The sequence below is a fragment of the Oceanotoga sp. genome, from assembly GCF_030445905.1.
Taxonomy (GTDB): Bacteria; Thermotogota; Thermotogae; order Petrotogales; family Petrotogaceae; genus Oceanotoga; species Oceanotoga teriensis.
Map to the genome: position 1 here is coordinate 1 of NZ_JASUSU010000059.1, position 16,281 is coordinate 16,281.

Genomic DNA, 16,281 nt, shown 5'->3' on the forward strand with positions numbered 1-16,281 from the left:
ATATTTTAACATAATATTGTTTAATATATTTTACGAAAGAATACATTATAACTATAAAAATGAACTTAAAAATAACATTAAATATAAATAATTAAAAATAACATTAAATATAAATAATTAAAAATATATTTAAGTATAAGAATAAAAAAAATGTTAATATATATAGTAGATATAAAAACAAAAAATACAAAAACTTCAAATAAAAAAGGAGTATAAAAAAATGTTAAAAATAGGATTAGTTGGTTTACCAAATGTAGGAAAATCAACTTTATTTAATGCATTATCCAAACAACAAGTTCCAGCTGAAAACTATCCTTTTTGCACTGTAGAGCCAAATATATCAATAATAGAATATAAAGACTTCAGATTAGACAAAGTCTCTAAACTCTATAATTCTGCAAAAAAAGTAAATCCAACTATTCAATTTGTAGATATTGCAGGATTGGTTAAAGGTGCTTCCAATGGAGAGGGCCTTGGAAATCAATTCTTAGATCATATAAGTAAAGTAGATGCTATAGCTCATGTGCTTAGATCTTTTGAAGATGATAATATAACTCATGTATCAGGAAAAGTAGATCCAATTTTTGATGCTGAAATAATAGATTTTGAGTTAATACAAAAAGATCTTAGCACAGTTCAAAAAAGATACGAAAAAACCTTTAAATTAGCAAGAGCTGGAGACAAAGAAGCAAGAAAAGAAATCGAAATATTAGAACAGATAAAAGGACATTTAGAAAATACTAAACCTATAAGAAATTTTAAAAAGAATGAAAGAGATGAAGAAACCCAAAAAATAATAGATGAATTATTTTTATTAAGTGAAAAACCTATAATTTATGTTGCAAATATAGATGATTCAGAAAATTCTAAACAACTATCTAAAAAAATAAAAGAATACTCCGAAGAAATGGAATCTGATTATATTGAAATCCCATCAAAAATAATATCAGATATAAATCAAATGGATGAAGATGATAAAGAAATTTTTATGGAAGAATTTGGAATTAAGAATGACATATTAGATGATTTTATATTAGAATGTAAAAAATTATTAAAACAAATTACTTTTATAACAGCGAATGAAAATGAAAGTAAATCTTGGAATATAAATGAAGGTACAACGATATATGAAGCCGCAGGAAAAATACATACGGATATACAAAAAGGGTTCATAAAAGCTGAAATAATAAATTATCAAAATCTAAAAGAACTTGAAAATTTAAAAATTGCTAAAGAAAAAGGAATAATATCAATACATGGGAAAGAATATATATTGCAAGAAGGCGATGTAATATATATACATTTCCACTGATAAGGAAAAATAATGAAAGTATTAGGTTTGATAGTTGAATACAATCCATTTCATAATGGCCATAAATATCATATACAACAAGCTAAAAAAATAGTCAACCCTGACTATACGGTTGCTGTTATGAGTGGTAATTTTGTTCAAAGAGGAGAACCTGCAATTATAGACAAATATGCAAGAACTGAAATAGCATTACAAAATGGAATAGATCTTTTATTAGAATTACCATTTGTATATTCAATACAAGATGCAGGAGGTTTTGCTCTTGGTTCAATAGGAACACTTCATAGAAGTAAAGTAGTTACGGATATAATATTTGGAAGTGAATCTGGTGATATAGAAATAATGAATGAAATAGCCCATATACTCTTATATCAACCGGGAAAATTTAAAAAATATATAAAATATCATTTGAAAGAAGGTCATTCATATCCAAACGCAAGGAAAAAAGCTTTATATGATTACTTTGAAAAAGATGATAAAAAAGATATAATATATAAAATAATAGAAAAATCCAATGATATACTTGGGATAGAATACTTAAAAAACTCCAAATTATACAATACAAATATTCACTTAAACTGTATAAAAAGAAAAAGTGCTGATTATAATGAAGAAAATTATACAGGAGAAATATCCTCTGCTACAGCAATAAGAAAAATAATATTAGATGAAAATTATAAACTTTTAGAAAAAACAATACCAGAAACCTCCTATCAAAAAATTCTTCAAGAAATAAATGATGGCAAAGGTCCTATAAACTATGAAAATATGAGAGATATAATATTATACAAAACAAGGATAACTCCGAAAGAAGAATTAATAAAAATATATGGAGTAAAAGAAGGACTTGAAAAAAGAATAATAGAATCTGCTCAAAGAAGTTCAGATCTATCTGAATTACTTGCAAATATAAAAACAAAGAGATTTACTTATACCAGAATAAAAAGAACAATCTTAAATATAATATTTGATATAACAGATGAAAAAATTCAAAAATTCAATGAATATGGCCCTCAATATATAAGAGTACTTGGATTCAATAAAAAAGGTAAAGAACTCTTAAATCAAATGAAAAACAAAGTTAAATTACCAATAATCACTACTCCATCAAGATATATAAAAATATTAAATGAAATCAGAAAAAAAGAATTAAGCGAAGATATAATAGTACATTCAGATATGTTTTTAGAACAATTTAACTATGATATAAAAGCTTCAGAAATATACTCGCTTTTATATCAAAATAAAGAGAATTCAAAAAAATATAATGAATTAACCAGACAAATTATAATAAAGTAGGAGGTAATTTAATGAAAAAGATTCTTGTGATTGATTTTGGTTCTCAGTATACACAACTTCTTGCAAGAAGAATAAGAGAATTAGGGGTTTATTCTCATGTTGTACAATATGATGAAAATCCAGATTTAGAAGAAGTTAGTGGAATAATACTATCGGGTGGACCTGATTCTGTGTATGCTGAAGACTCTCCAGAAATACCTCAATATGTTTTTCAAAAAGAAATACCTGTACTTGGGGTATGTTATGGAATGCAATCTCTAGCTAAAATTTTTAATGGAGAAGTTAGAAAAGAAAAAGTTGCAGAATATGGAAGAACAACAATACATGTAGAAAAACAAAATAAATTATTTTCAAAAATACCTGAAGAATTCACTACTTGGATGAGCCATGGAGATTCAGTTGTAAAAGTTCCAGAAAATGCAGAAATATTAGCTAAAACAGAAAATGGATTAATAGCAGCTTTTCATTTCCTTGACAAACCATTCTATGCAATACAATATCATCCAGAAGTTAGACACAGTGAATTTGGAACAGAAGTATTAGAAAATTTTATAATAGATATATGTCAAACGCCAAATGACTGGTCATTAAAAGATTTTATAGAGCATAAAATAGAAGAAATAAAAGAACAAGTTGGAGATGAAAAAGTAATAATAGCTCTTTCTGGTGGAGTAGACTCTTCAGTAGCAGCTGTTTTAATAAACAAAGCAATAGGAAAAAATTTAAAAGCAGTTTTTGTTGATCATGGACTATTGAGATTAAATGAACCAGAAGATGTAAGAAGAATATTTAGAGAAATAATGGGACTTGATTTGACAGTTGTAAATGCTCAAGAAAGATTCTTAAACAAATTAAAGAATATTGAAGATCCAGAGAAAAAAAGAAAAATAATAGGTGAAGAATTTATAAGAGTTTTTGAAGAAGAAGCTAAAAAATCAGGAGATGTAAAATATCTTGCCCAAGGAACAATATATTCAGATGTAATAGAAAGTGCGGCTTCAGGTAAAAAAACATCAAAAATAAAATCACATCACAATGTTGGTGGATTACCAGAAAAAATGGATTTAAAAATAATAGAACCATTAAGAGAATTATTCAAAGATGAAGTTAGAGCAGTTGGAGAAATATTAGGAATACCTAAACACATATTATATAGACATCCATTTCCTGGACCTGGATTATCTATAAGAGTCATAGGTGGAATAACTCAAGAAAAACTTGAAATATTAAAAAAAGTTGATAATATATTTATAGAAACATTAAAAGAAAAAAATTGGTATGATAAAGTTTGGCAAGCATTCGCAGTTTTAACTCCCGTCAAAACTGTTGGAGTTACAGGGGACACAAGAAAATACGAAAATGTAATATCTTTAAGAGCAGTTGATTCTGTAGAAGGAATGACTGCAGATTGGAGTAGAATACCATTTGATATACTTGATCTTGCATCCACAAGAATAACAAATGGTGTAGACGGTGTTGGAAGAGTAGTTTATGATATAACAAGTAAACCACCTTCAACAATTGAGTGGGAATAATACTAAAAATATATTTTTAAACAACCTTTCATCTTTTATGGATGAAAGGTTGTTTTTTGATATAATATGATTAATAAATAAAATGGAGGGACAAAATGAAAATTACATTACAAGCATATCTTAAAAATAGTGTTGAAGCAGTTAATCTATATATAAAAGCATTTGATGCCGAGTTAGGGTACAATGTAAAAAATGAAGATGGAACTTTTTTACATGCTGAAATTATAAAAGATCAAAAACATATTATATCTATAAGCGAATCAAATGACTGGAATAAATCAGGAGAAAATATGCAATTTTGTTTAAACTTTGGTAAAGAAAATAAAGATAAACTAATGAGAGCATATGAAATTTTAAAGATTGATGGAAATATTATATTTCCATTAGGTCCTTGTGATTGGAATGAAATGATGGCTGATTTAATAGATAAGTTTGGAATTAGATGGTATATAGCATTATAAAATGCGTTTTTTTCTGAATTTTCTAAAAGAAACACCTTGCATCTTCTTTTTGAACATTATAAAATGTAGTACTGCGTCTATAAACCACTGAATTACCATTATACCCCAAACATATTCTAAAGGTAATTTTAGTAAAAATACAGAAACAAATATTAAAGGCAATCTTATAGCCCAATTTGTAAATAAAGATATGAAGAATGGTGTTTTAGTATCTCCGTATCCTTTTAATGCTCCTGCATATACCATTGAAATAGCCATTGTTGTTTGTTCAAAAGCGGCTATTCTTAAACTTTTTTTCCCAAGTTCAATAGTTAATGGATCATCTATAAAAAGACCTATAAAAAATTCTGGAAATATAAAATATAAAAAAGCAAAACTTGTCATTATAATAGATCCCAGTAGAGCAGAAATTCTTGCGAATTTTATAGCAGAATCTTTATCTTTAGCTCCGATCATCTGACCTACAAGAGAAGTTGCAGCAACACTAAAGCCCCAACCTGGCATAAAAGATATACTTTCAACTGTTGTGACTATTTGATTTGTTGCGGCTGATAAACTACCTAAACCAGTTAAAACTATTGCAACATTTAAAAGTCTACCAAGACTGAAAGCCCCCTCTTGAAATCCAGATGGTATTGCTAATTGGATTATTTTTTTTGTGAATTCTTTATTTTTATCAAATATTAATTTAAATTTTATTTTCAAATCCGAAAATTTAAAATAATAAAAACTCAAAAATAAAAATGAAACAAAAAAAGCTATTAATGTTGCCAGAGCAGAACCTGCAACACCCATTTCTGGCATTCCAAACTTTCCATATATTAAAACCCAATCTAAGAAAATATTTAAAATATTTGAAATTCCTGCGGATATGAGTGAAATATCTGTTCTACCTATGCCTCTCAATCCAGAATTTAAAAGAGAAGACATCATATTAAAAAAGACTCCTATAGTTGCGAATTTCATATATTCCATAGAGTACAAAAAGACTTGTCCTTTGGCTCCCATTATAGAGACAACCTGAGATTTAAAAATAAATAAAAGTATAGAAACTAATAGAGAAACTAAAAATCCTATTCTTAAACCATTTGCAAGATATATCTCAGCTTCATCCATTTTTTTAGCCCCAAATTTTTGAGCCACAAGAGAAGTTATGGGAACACTTATACCGATTGTAACCATTATTCCGGCTATTGTATACAGTATTTCTGTACTTATTCCAACAGCACTTACAGCATCATTGCCACCCCATCTACCAATAAAAGCGGTATCTATAACCCAAACTAACATAAATAGAACCATTTCACCAACAGCTGGTAATGCAATTTTTAAGACTTTTTTATATTTGTTCATATGCAACCTCCGAAAATTATACAAATATATAATCTAAAAAAATACTAAAAAATAAACTATCACCTATATTAATAATATAAGATCAAGTTTATTTTAATATAATTATACCAGTTAATATTCTTATAAATATTAAAAATTTATATCAAAAAAACGAATATTACATATAAAGAAAAAATGTTTAAAATAAAAAAAATAAAAATCTGTTAATATATATATGAGAGGAGTGAGTTTATGAAAATAAATGTATATAATACGCCCACAGATGATGTTAAACAACATGACATATATATATTAATAGATATTTTAAGGGCAACATCTACTATAACTACCTTATTTTATTGTGAAGCAAAAAAAGTTTCGCTTTTTGGAGATATTGAAAAGGCAAAGCAAGAAAAAGAAAAAAATAATAATATAATATTAACTGGTGAAAGAAATGCTATAAAAGTTGAAGGATTTGATTATGGAAATTCCCCATTAGAAATGATATTAGATAAAAACAATATAAAAAATAAAGAAATTATAATAACCACTACAAATGGTACAAAAGCTTTTCAAAAAATCTATGAAAAGGGAGAAGTAATAGCTCTTTCAAATTTAAATATAAAAAGTATTTATGAATATATAGAAAATAAAAATTATAATGATATAGGAATAATGTGTGCTGGAACTAATAATAACTTATCTTTAGAAGATATTTATGCTGCAGGAAAATTTATAAATTTCTTTAAAAAAGATCTAATATTAAATGATTCGGCAAAATTAGCTTTAAATATTTCCAATCAATCTAAAGATTATATAAAAAAATCAGATCACTCACAAAGATTAATAAAACTTGGGCTTATAGAAGACTTGAATTATTGTTTTGAAGAAAATGTATATAACTTTTTTGGAAAATCCAAAAAAGGAGAGAAAAGTATGTATAAACACATTATAAATGGAGGTGTTTAAATGAAAGATTTTATATTTGAAAATAAGACTAAAATTATTTTTGGTGAAGACAAAGTAGAACTAATAGGAAAAGAATTAAGAAAAGGAAACATAAAGAAGGTTTTATTAGTTTATGGAAGAAATTCTATAAAGAAAACAGGATTATATGATAGAATAATCAATTCATTAAAAAATAAAAATATAGATTTTGTTGAACTTTCAGGAGTAAAACCAAATCCCATACTTTCAAAAGTTCAAGAAGGTATAAATATTGCAAAAGATAATAATGTAAAAGGAATATTAGCAGTTGGTGGAGGAAGTGTAATAGATTCTTCAAAAGCTATAGCAGCTGGTTTTTATCATAATGGAGATATATGGGAAGCTTTTGAAAAAAAATCAAAAATAACAAAAGCATTACCTATATATACTATTTTAACTCTTTCAGCAACAGGTTCAGAAATGAATGGAAATGCTGTAGTTACAAATGATCAAACAAATCAAAAATGGGATTTTTTTTCAAAAAAAGTTTATCCTCAAGTTTCTATAATAGATCCTAAAATACAATCTACATTACCAAAAAAACAGACAATAAATGGTGCTGTTGATACTATAAGCCATGTAATGGAATTTTATTTTGATCCAACTAAAAATACTATGATACAGGATGAAATTTCGGAAGGGATAATAAGAACTGTTATGAAATCTACTGAAAAATTATTACAAGATGAAAATGATTATGAATCAAGAGCTGAATTATGTTGGTCTTCAACTTTAGCTTTAAATGGTCTTTTAAGTACTGGTAAAATGGGTGGAGATTGGTCTTCTCATATGATAGAACATTCTGTTTCAGCTATTCATGATATTTCTCATGGTGAAGGATTAGCGATTGTTTTCCCAGCGTGGTTAAAGTATATACAAGATGATGGAGTTGAAAAACTCGATAGATTTGCTGAAAAAATCTTTGGAATAGATACAGGAAATCCAAAATTTGATGCAGAATTAGGTATAACAGCTTTAAAAGATTGGTACAGAAAAATAGGACAACCAGTATCATTTTCAGAAATAAAAATAACAAAAGAACAATTAATAAAAATTGCTGAAAATGCTTCACAAATAGCCCCATTTGGAAAGATGAAAAAATTAGATTATAAAGAAATTTTAGAAATATTAAATATAGCCTATTAATTTTTTTTTATAATGTCTGGGAGGAAAAAGTTTTGAAAAGTATTAAAAAACTAAATAAAACTTTAATATTTAGTTCTTTTATCATATTATTACTTTTAATTACAATACTTTTATTCATAAACATAGAAAATATTGGGTATCAAAAAAATGCAGATAATACAAAAATAATTTTACAAACAACTAATTCAATAATGTCAGATTTATATTATTTAAAAAGTAATGATATGAATATTATTTTAAAAAATGAAATTTTAGAAAACATAGAAAAACTTGAAAAAAATGATTCAGAATTAAAACAAAAATTTTCTATTATAAAAGAACAAATAGAAAAAGAAGAATTAGACACTGAAAAAACAATAGCAATTTTTTCAGAATATGCTTCAAATATGTCTGATTCAAATAAAGAATATTTTAATTTATTTTTTAAAAAAATAAATAACTATCTCATAATACTTATATTTGGAATAGTATCTGTAATAATAATTTCTGTTCTTATAAGTAGATATTCTTCAAAGTCTTATAATAGAATATACAAAGAAATAAAAAAATTAAAGAATGTAATAAATTTTAATGAAGAAAAGTTTGAACAAAATAGTTACTGGGAAGAAGAAAAAGAAATAAATGATATTCTTTTAAAGACAAGTAAAGAATTAATATTAAATAGAAGACTCATAGATTTAGGTAATTTTGGAACTTTATCTGAACTATTACCAAAAGTTATGGAACAAATAGAAAATTATATTCCTGTTGATAGATTATCAGTTGCTTTTATAGATTCTTTTGATAATGTTATTGCAGAAACTGCTGTTTCAAAGTTAAAAGAGGTTTATCTTGAACCAGGATTTATAGAAAGTATAAAGAAGACAACACTTGAAAAAATAACAAAAGAAAAAGATAATTATAGAATAATAAATGATCTTGAAAAACATTTTAATACTATAAATAAATCTCAATCTACATTTCTTTTATTAAAAGAGGGCATAAAATCAAGTCTTACAGCACCTATATTTTTTGATGGAAAATGTTATGGGTTTATATTCTTTTCATCCAAAGATAAAAATTCTTATAATGAAGATCATAAAAAATTTGCAAAAAAAATAGTATATACGTTAAAACAAAATATATATAGTCATTTTATAGTTCAACAAATGATAGCTGCAACTGCATCTGGATTTGTTAAAATAGTTGAAGGAAAAGACAATGAAACTGGTAATCATATAGTTAGAGTTTCAAATTATTCAAGAATTATAGCTAAAGAAATAGCAAAAGAAGATAAAAAAATGACTCCAGATAAGATAAGGGAAATATATTTATTTTCGCCATTACATGATATGGGAAAAGTTGGAATTCCTGATGGAATACTCTTAAAACCAGGTAAATTAACTAAAGAAGAATTTGAAATAATGAAAAAACATGTAAATATTGGTACAAAAATACTTACAAATATGAATCAAAAATTAAAAAGTTTTATAAATTATGATTTTTTAAATACTGCAATAGAAATAACCTCAGATCATCATGAAAGATACGATGGCTCTGGATACCCTAAGGGTAAAAAAGGTAAAGAAATATCTATGAGTGGCAGAATAGTAGCAATTGCAGATGTATTTGATGCATTAACCAGTAAAAGACCTTATAAAGAAGCATTTTCTATTGAAGAATCGCTCGATATAATAAAAAATGAAACGGGAACACATTTTGATCCTTTGGTTTTTGAAGCATTTTTAAAAAACATGGATGAAATAAAAAATATATATGAAAAATATAAAGAATAAATTATAAAAACAGAAAATCTATAGTATTATAGATTTTCTGTTTTAAAATTTTTATATACCTATTTCAATTATATTTGGCATATTTTTAATATATTCAAATATTTCAGTATCATGAGTTGTAATGATTAAAATTTTATCTTTTGAAAAACTTATAACTTTATTTAATGTTTTTAATTTAGTTTCACTATCCATATTTGAAAAAGTTTCATCAAGAACTATTATATCTTTATCATCATGGAAATTTAAAACACGAGCAAGACCTATTCTCTTCTTTTCGCCGCCCGAAATGACCTCATTATTATTCTCTCCAATAGAAGTTTCTAATCTTTTAGCTATGGAATCAAGATTTAATTCAGTTAAAAGATTGGTTGATATTTTTTTATCAGAATTAAAATTTATATTATACATAATTGTCTCATTAAATATATATACATCTTGAGGTATATACATTATTCTTTTATTCAAAGATTTTAAAGAAATATCTTTTATATCTTTATCATTATTTATATAAATTTCACCATCATGAGGTAATAAGTCTAAAATAGAGTTTAAAAAAGAACTTTTACCTTTTCCAGATATACCTTTAATTATATAAATATTACCTTTTTGGAAATTTAAATTTAATTTTTCAAATAAAGTATTATTTCCAAGTGTCAAGCTAAGATTTTCTGTTTTAATATTATCAATGCAATCAACATCTATTGCTTTCTCTTCTGTAGGTATATTAAATATTTCATATAAAGGATTTATTAACCCTTTTATATTTGTGAAATTACTCTGTAAATGATAAACTTGATGAATTATTGGCAAAATATAAGGTGAATATATAAAAAGAGTTAATGTTTTTGATATATCAAAAGTACCATTTTTATTTTGTAATAAAGCATATACAATTAATATTAAAATAATCCCAAATTCAGAAACAGTTGTTAAGTTTCTATATTTAGACATCTTGACTTCTGCTTCATTTGAAGATTTTAAATAATCTTTAAAATTTATATCGAGTTCATCATTTAAAGCTTTAAAAGGCATTAAATATCTTATATCAACATTGCCTATTATGAAATCTTTAAATTTAGAAGTCATTTTTCCATAAAATTTTCTTTCTTTAATTTTTGAATCCTTAATTCCATTACTCATATTTTTTGTTAATAAAAAGAATAATATACACCAAATAAATAAAGCTAAAAAAACTTTTATATCTATTTGAGATATAAAAAAAGCTAAAGCTATGATTCTAATGATTATATCAAATAATAAAAATACTGAAGAATTCAAAGCATTTTTTATTTCTTCGGTATCAGAAAGTATAATTCTTACAAAATCAGTTTGAGAGATTTTTTGGAAAATACTTAAATTTGAATTAAAAATTTTATCTATTATTTTTTTTCTTATATCAAAAACTATATTTTGTGTATAGATATTAAAATATTTATCCGAAAAAATACTTGAAAAATACATTGTCAATCCAAAAATAATTATTGAAGGAACTATTAATAAAAAACTTTTATAATCCATAGTATTTACATTATCTAAAATAACTTTAAAAAGATAAGGTATAGAATAACCTAAAAAAGTTGAAAATGCCATCAAAATAAGTGTAAAAAATAACTTTTTCTTATGTTTAAAAATTATTTTAAACAAAAAAGAATATCCCCCCATAACAATTAAGCCCCCTTACAAATAATTTTTAAATGTTAATCATTAAAAATTATACACTAATTAATTTATCATTTCAACAAAAGAATAAATCATTGTCATATAAAATATATAACAATGATTTATTCTTTTTAAATGTAATTTTTTAAAATATCTATTAATTTATTATTTTCAAAGTGTTTTCTAATACCAAATCTTATAAAACTATCATAACCAAATGAAGAACAATCTCTTACCATCATTTTATTATTATTTAAGACTTCTATCAATTCTTTTTTATTATTAACTCTGCAAAAGAAAAAAGGAGATTTATTATCTGTATCAAGTATGGCATTTATCCTTCTTCTTTCAATATCCAATAAATTCATAGAATATTTTAAAAATTCACCATCATCTTTTAACATCTTGATTAAAAACAATTTTCCTATTGAACCTATACTCCAAGGCATTTTGAATTTTTTCATTTTATCATAAGGGTCTATAAAATAACCTACTCTTATTCCTGGTAAAGAATAAGATTTTGTATATGTTCTTAGATGAATAGCTCCCTCAAATGTCCATTTTTTTTCCCAATCATTAGAATCAAAAAGTATGAAATCCAAAAAAGCATCATCAAGTACAGGAATATTATTTTTTGATAAATTTGATTCAACAAAATTTTTTATAGTATTATAATTTAAAAAATCTCCATTTGGATTTTTTGGATTATTTAAAATTACAATACAATTATTATATTCATGATTCATTACAGAATCAACTATATGTACATTTTTATTGAACAATTTTGCAACTCTTTCATATTCTCCATAAGATCCTTTTTCTATTACTACATCATTATTAAAAGCCATATTTAAAAGATAAAGAGATTCAGTAGTTCCAGCACATAAGTTTATATCATGAGATATTTTTTTACTTATAGACTCTTCTATATCTTCAAAATAAATATATCTTGAAGAAAGAGTATTTAGTTCTATTTCATAATTATCAAAAAATTTTGGAAAAAATGGATTTACAGATATAGAAAAATCAATCCAGGAAAGAGGAACATTTCCTCCATGTTTAACATGTAAAAACTTTTCATAAGCCATAATAAAATCACTCCGATCAAAATAGTTAGTATGCATATAAATATATAATACATTAAAGATTTTTTTAGAGATTTTTGATCCGGTAAATCATATTCAGGATTTATATTATAAACCCCTTCTTTTTTTAAATTCACTTTTAAAAGTCCTGCCATACAAGACATAGATTTAGTTCCATTTATTTTTATTTTTCCGAATTTAAAAAATGATTTACTTACTTTAATAGGAGAAAATAATACAAAAAATAAATAACTCAATCTTGCAGGAATAAAATTTAATACATCATCTGTTCTTGCAGCAAATTTACCATATTTTTCATATTTTTCATTTCTATATCCAATCATAGCATCCATTGTGTTTGCTATTCTAAAGAATACTATTCCATAAACACCAAATAAAAAATAATAAAATATAGGAGATAGAACAGAATCAACATAATTTTCTGCCAATGTTTCAACTGCTGCCGAATAAAGTTCTTTTTTTGAAAGCTTGGAAGTATCTCTACTAACTATCATTGAAACATTATATCTCAATTTACTTAAATCATCAGTGTCACATTTTTTTACATGAGTATATAATGAAGAAATAGCAAAAGAAGAACTTATAAAGAAAATATATATTATTATTGAAAATATCATATTCAATTTAGAAATCAAAAATAATAATCCCATAAAAAAAGCTTCTATTAAAATAAAACTCAAAAAACCAAAAAAAATAGAATGTTTGAATTTTTTATCAAAGAAAGATATAAATTTTCCCATATAATATACAGGGTGAAAGATTAAATATGGTTCTCCAAAAATCAAATCTATAAAAAAAGAAATAATTAATGCCATGATAAAATATCCTCAAAATTTATATGTTTAGATATTTCTTTTGAAAAGTTGTTAATTTGATCATATAAAGAATAAGAATTATATTTTTTTATGGATAATCCTTTTTTAGTTCTCAAGAAATTCAAAAAATCATCTGTAAAATGGTCATTGTTAAATAAACCATGCATATAGGTTCCTATTACATTTTCTTTTATGAAACCATCTTTATATTCATTACCATTAATATCTTTTATTGTGCAAAAATAATGATCATTTGTTTCAGTATGACCATGTCTTATTTCAAATCCTTCTATATCATAATTGGAATTCAAAAAATTTAAATATCCTTTTTTTATACCTGTTATTTTTTCTTTTTTAAATATAGTTTTTAAAGGTATTAATCCAATTCCTTCAATATTTTCATTATTTTCAAAATTATCTTCAATATTTTCAGTTAACATTTGAAATCCACCACAAATTCCCATTATAATGGAATTATTTTGTTTGCATTTTAAAATATAATCATCAAATCCATTTATTCTAAGCCATTTTAAATCTTCAACAGTAGACTTTGAACCTGGAATTATCAAAAGATCTGGAATTGAATTATCTGGTTTTTCTATGTATTTTATTCCATTTTTCCAAGATAAAGGATCAAAATCAGCAAAATTAGATATATGAGGGGTTTTTATTATTCTTATATCAATATCACCAGATTCAAAATTCCATTTTTTCATTGAATCTTCATCAGGAATATTATGTTTTGCATAAGGAACTATTCCCAAAGTTGGTTTATTATATTTGTCTAATAAATATTTTAATCCATCATCAAGCATTTCTTTTTTTCCATAATATTTATTAAATATAAAACCTTTCACTAAATTTTTTTCTTCTTCATTGAAAATTTCCATGGTGCCAACAATACTTGCAAAAGATCCTCCTAAATTTATATCAGTTACAATAATAGTATGAGCTTTTACAGCTTTAGCAACAGCCATATTTGTTATATCATATTTCATTAAATTTACTTCTGCTGGACTACCAGCTCCTTCGATTATTACATAATCATTCTTATCTAATAATTGATTTAAAATATTAATACCTTTATCAAAAAATTCTTTTTTTCTATCAGACATATAGTCTTTTGGAGAATATTTATTATAATATTTACCATTAAAAATCACATAAGTTTTTCCATTTTCTGGTTTTAAAAGAATAGGATTAAATCTTACAGAAGGGAGCTTTTTACAAGCAATAGCTTGAATATATTGAGCAACACTCATTTCTCCACCTTCTATTGAGCACATTGAATTTAATGACATATTCTGCATTTTGAAAGGAGCAACTTTAAAACCTAATTCTGTTAAATGATTACATATTACTGTTGAAATCAAAGTTTTTCCTGCATCAGAAGATGTACCAACTATCATTATAGGAATTCCCATAAAAGTTCCTCCTTTGAAGAAGATTTAAAATATAAATGAGAATAACTTCCCAATGTTTTATTTTTCAATATTCCACTTTTAAAAGTATTTTTAGATGATTCCATGATTATATTAAAAGCATTTATTTCTTCATTATAATTCATATCGCTATAATGGAATTCATGACCCTTTATTTCAAAATCATTTAGTTTTATATTTTGATATCCAAAAGTTTTAAACATTCTATTTTGCATATAACTATCACAATCAAAAAATCCAACCATTTTATAATTATTTATAGATTTGCTCAAGTACATAAAACCACCACATTCAGCAATTACTGGTTTTTCTGAATTGCAAATTTTATTTACAGATCTTAACATCGATTTATTTTTTGATAATTTTTTTAAAAATAATTCTGGATATCCGCCTGTAAAATAATAGAAATCAGCATCTGGAATTTCTTTATCATTTAAAGGTGAAAAATAAAGTATTTCTAAACCTTTATCTTCAAAATATTTCAAATTGTCTTCATATAAAAAATTAAAAGCTTCATCTTTTGAAATTGCTATTTTTTTATTTTTATAATCGAGTTTATTTTTATTAAAAATTTTTTCAGAATCATAATTTAAGTTTATTTGATGAGATAAAATATTGATATCTATATTATCTTGTATCAATTTAGAAGCATTTTCAGCAACTTTCAAAAAATCATCTTCATGTATATTTAAACCAAGATGTCTATCTTTAATATTTAATAAATCAGATTTAGGAAATCTAAAAACATTTTTAATTCCAGTTTCTTCAAGTATACTTTTTTTCTGTAAATTAAACATCTTCTCTGATTTGCTTTTTGTTATTATTATACTTTTAATATCTGAACGAGCTGAATTTTTAATTCCATTTATTATTGGCCCAATAGTATGAATAGAAGGATAACTTTCTATCAATAATGTTACTGGTAATTCTAATTTTGAAGCTATATCATCAGAAGAAGCCTCATTTTTTTTTACCCCATCGAGAAGACCCATTGCTCCCTCTATAACAATATTTTCATTTTTATTTTCTTTACATATTCCATAAAAATGATTATTTAATCTATCTTTATCTAAGAAAAAAGAATCTAAATTATAACTTTTTTTACCAGTTATTTTCATGTGTAAAATAGGATCTATAAAATCTGGTCCTGTTTTAAATGAAATAACATCTTTTTTCAAAAGGTTTAATAATCCCATAGTAAAAGTTGTTTTTCCAGAACCAGTAAATAAAGATGTAATAAAAAATGACTTAATTTTTCTCATCTCACTTTCTTAAAAAATCTATAAGATCTTTATTTGTAACTATATTTTCATTAACAGTTTCATTTAAAATTCTGCTCAAATAAGAATTAATATCATTTGAAGATAAAATTGAATTAGGTTCGAATTTATTTGATTTACTATCAACAATAT

The 16,281-nt window shown here is 24.4% G+C and carries 13 protein-coding genes; 7 read left to right on the forward strand and 6 right to left on the reverse strand.

All coding sequences use genetic code 11. The annotated features are described in order from the left end of the window. Positions 1-220 precede the first annotated feature (220 nt). From ychF to PWP28_RS12725, 4 genes are all read left to right on the forward strand, one after another. Positions 221-1,312: a redox-regulated ATPase YchF gene (gene ychF / locus PWP28_RS12710; RefSeq protein WP_109603669.1), complete on the forward strand. Its 1,092-nt coding sequence runs from the start codon at positions 221-223 to the stop codon at positions 1,310-1,312. A gap of 12 nt (positions 1,313-1,324) precedes the next feature. Continuing rightward, on the forward strand, positions 1,325-2,611 hold the full coding sequence (locus tag PWP28_RS12715) for a nucleotidyltransferase (protein ID WP_308644903.1): 1,287 nt from the start codon (positions 1,325-1,327) through the stop codon (positions 2,609-2,611). An 11-nt stretch (positions 2,612-2,622) separates the two neighbouring features. Then, the gene (gene guaA, locus PWP28_RS12720) at positions 2,623-4,146 is read left to right on the forward strand and encodes a glutamine-hydrolyzing GMP synthase (RefSeq protein WP_109603667.1); all 1,524 of its coding nucleotides are present in this window, start codon (positions 2,623-2,625) and stop codon (positions 4,144-4,146) included. Between the two features lie 95 nt (positions 4,147-4,241). Next, on the forward strand, positions 4,242-4,607 hold the full coding sequence (locus PWP28_RS12725) for a hypothetical protein (protein ID WP_308644904.1): 366 nt from the start codon (positions 4,242-4,244) through the stop codon (positions 4,605-4,607). Here the strand turns inward: PWP28_RS12725 and PWP28_RS12730 are convergent. Next, positions 4,602-5,960, reverse strand: a complete 1,359-nt coding sequence (locus tag PWP28_RS12730; RefSeq protein ID WP_308644905.1) for an MATE family efflux transporter — start codon at positions 5,958-5,960, stop codon at positions 4,602-4,604. The two genes, PWP28_RS12725 and PWP28_RS12730, sit on opposite strands and share 6 nt — an antisense overlap. Before the next feature lie 231 nt (positions 5,961-6,191). Here PWP28_RS12730 and PWP28_RS12735 point away from each other — a divergent pair, with 231 nt between their 5' ends. Genes PWP28_RS12735 through PWP28_RS12745 form a run of 3 tightly spaced genes read left to right on the forward strand, consistent with a single transcriptional unit; the run spans position 6,192 to position 9,847 of the window. Then, positions 6,192-6,908 (forward strand): 2-phosphosulfolactate phosphatase, encoded by a 717-nt coding sequence (locus PWP28_RS12735; RefSeq protein ID WP_308644906.1) that lies wholly within the window; start codon positions 6,192-6,194, stop codon positions 6,906-6,908. Then, positions 6,909-8,072 carry an iron-containing alcohol dehydrogenase gene (locus PWP28_RS12740; protein ID WP_109603663.1) on the forward strand — a complete coding sequence of 388 codons (1,164 nt, stop codon included), beginning with the start codon at positions 6,909-6,911 and terminating at the stop codon, positions 8,070-8,072. A gap of 32 nt (positions 8,073-8,104) precedes the next feature. Next, the gene (locus PWP28_RS12745; protein WP_308644907.1) at positions 8,105-9,847 is read left to right on the forward strand and encodes an HD domain-containing phosphohydrolase; all 1,743 of its coding nucleotides are present in this window, start codon (positions 8,105-8,107) and stop codon (positions 9,845-9,847) included. A 51-nt stretch (positions 9,848-9,898) separates the two neighbouring features. Here the strand turns inward: PWP28_RS12745 and PWP28_RS12750 are convergent, their stop codons facing one another. The 5 genes from PWP28_RS12750 to PWP28_RS12770 all read right to left on the reverse strand — a co-directional run bounded on the left by PWP28_RS12750 (position 9,899) and on the right by PWP28_RS12770 (position 16,131). Further along, the gene (locus PWP28_RS12750) at positions 9,899-11,491 is read right to left on the reverse strand and encodes an ABC transporter ATP-binding protein (protein WP_158274738.1); all 1,593 of its coding nucleotides are present in this window, start codon (positions 11,489-11,491) and stop codon (positions 9,899-9,901) included. A 146-nt stretch (positions 11,492-11,637) separates the two neighbouring features. Beyond that, positions 11,638-12,594, reverse strand: a complete 957-nt coding sequence (locus PWP28_RS12755; protein ID WP_158274737.1) for an aminotransferase class I/II-fold pyridoxal phosphate-dependent enzyme — start codon at positions 12,592-12,594, stop codon at positions 11,638-11,640. Beyond that, positions 12,516-13,427, reverse strand: coding sequence for an adenosylcobinamide-phosphate synthase CbiB (gene cbiB, locus PWP28_RS12760; protein ID WP_109603659.1), 912 nt, complete (start codon positions 13,425-13,427; stop codon positions 12,516-12,518). The genes PWP28_RS12755 and cbiB overlap by 79 nt, the downstream gene beginning before the upstream one ends. Then, positions 13,418-14,851: a cobyric acid synthase gene (locus PWP28_RS12765; RefSeq protein WP_308644908.1), complete on the reverse strand. Its 1,434-nt coding sequence runs from the start codon at positions 14,849-14,851 to the stop codon at positions 13,418-13,420. Before PWP28_RS12765 ends, cbiB begins: the two co-directional genes overlap by 10 nt. Next, on the reverse strand, positions 14,836-16,131 hold the full coding sequence (locus PWP28_RS12770) for a cobyrinate a,c-diamide synthase (RefSeq protein WP_308644909.1): 1,296 nt from the start codon (positions 16,129-16,131) through the stop codon (positions 14,836-14,838). The genes PWP28_RS12765 and PWP28_RS12770 overlap by 16 nt, the downstream gene beginning before the upstream one ends. Positions 16,132-16,281: the final 150 nt, after the last annotated feature.

Coding starts and splice junctions, on each gene's coding strand:
- PWP28_RS12740 (WP_109603663.1), top strand. CDS start 6,909: ATGAAAGATTTTATATTTGAAAATAAGACTAAAATTATTTTTGGTGAA.
- PWP28_RS12755 (WP_158274737.1), bottom strand. CDS start 12,594: ATGGCTTATGAAAAGTTTTTACATGTTAAACATGGAGGAAATGTTCCT.
- PWP28_RS12725 (WP_308644904.1), top strand. CDS start 4,242: ATGAAAATTACATTACAAGCATATCTTAAAAATAGTGTTGAAGCAGTT.
- PWP28_RS12715 (WP_308644903.1), top strand. CDS start 1,325: ATGAAAGTATTAGGTTTGATAGTTGAATACAATCCATTTCATAATGGC.
- PWP28_RS12765 (WP_308644908.1), bottom strand. CDS start 14,851: ATGGGAATTCCTATAATGATAGTTGGTACATCTTCTGATGCAGGAAAA.
- PWP28_RS12770 (WP_308644909.1), bottom strand. CDS start 16,131: ATGAGAAAAATTAAGTCATTTTTTATTACATCTTTATTTACTGGTTCT.
- PWP28_RS12730 (WP_308644905.1), bottom strand. CDS start 5,960: ATGAACAAATATAAAAAAGTCTTAAAAATTGCATTACCAGCTGTTGGT.
- guaA (WP_109603667.1), top strand. CDS start 2,623: ATGAAAAAGATTCTTGTGATTGATTTTGGTTCTCAGTATACACAACTT.
- cbiB (WP_109603659.1), bottom strand. CDS start 13,427: ATGGCATTAATTATTTCTTTTTTTATAGATTTGATTTTTGGAGAACCA.
- ychF (WP_109603669.1), top strand. CDS start 221: ATGTTAAAAATAGGATTAGTTGGTTTACCAAATGTAGGAAAATCAACT.
- PWP28_RS12735 (WP_308644906.1), top strand. CDS start 6,192: ATGAAAATAAATGTATATAATACGCCCACAGATGATGTTAAACAACAT.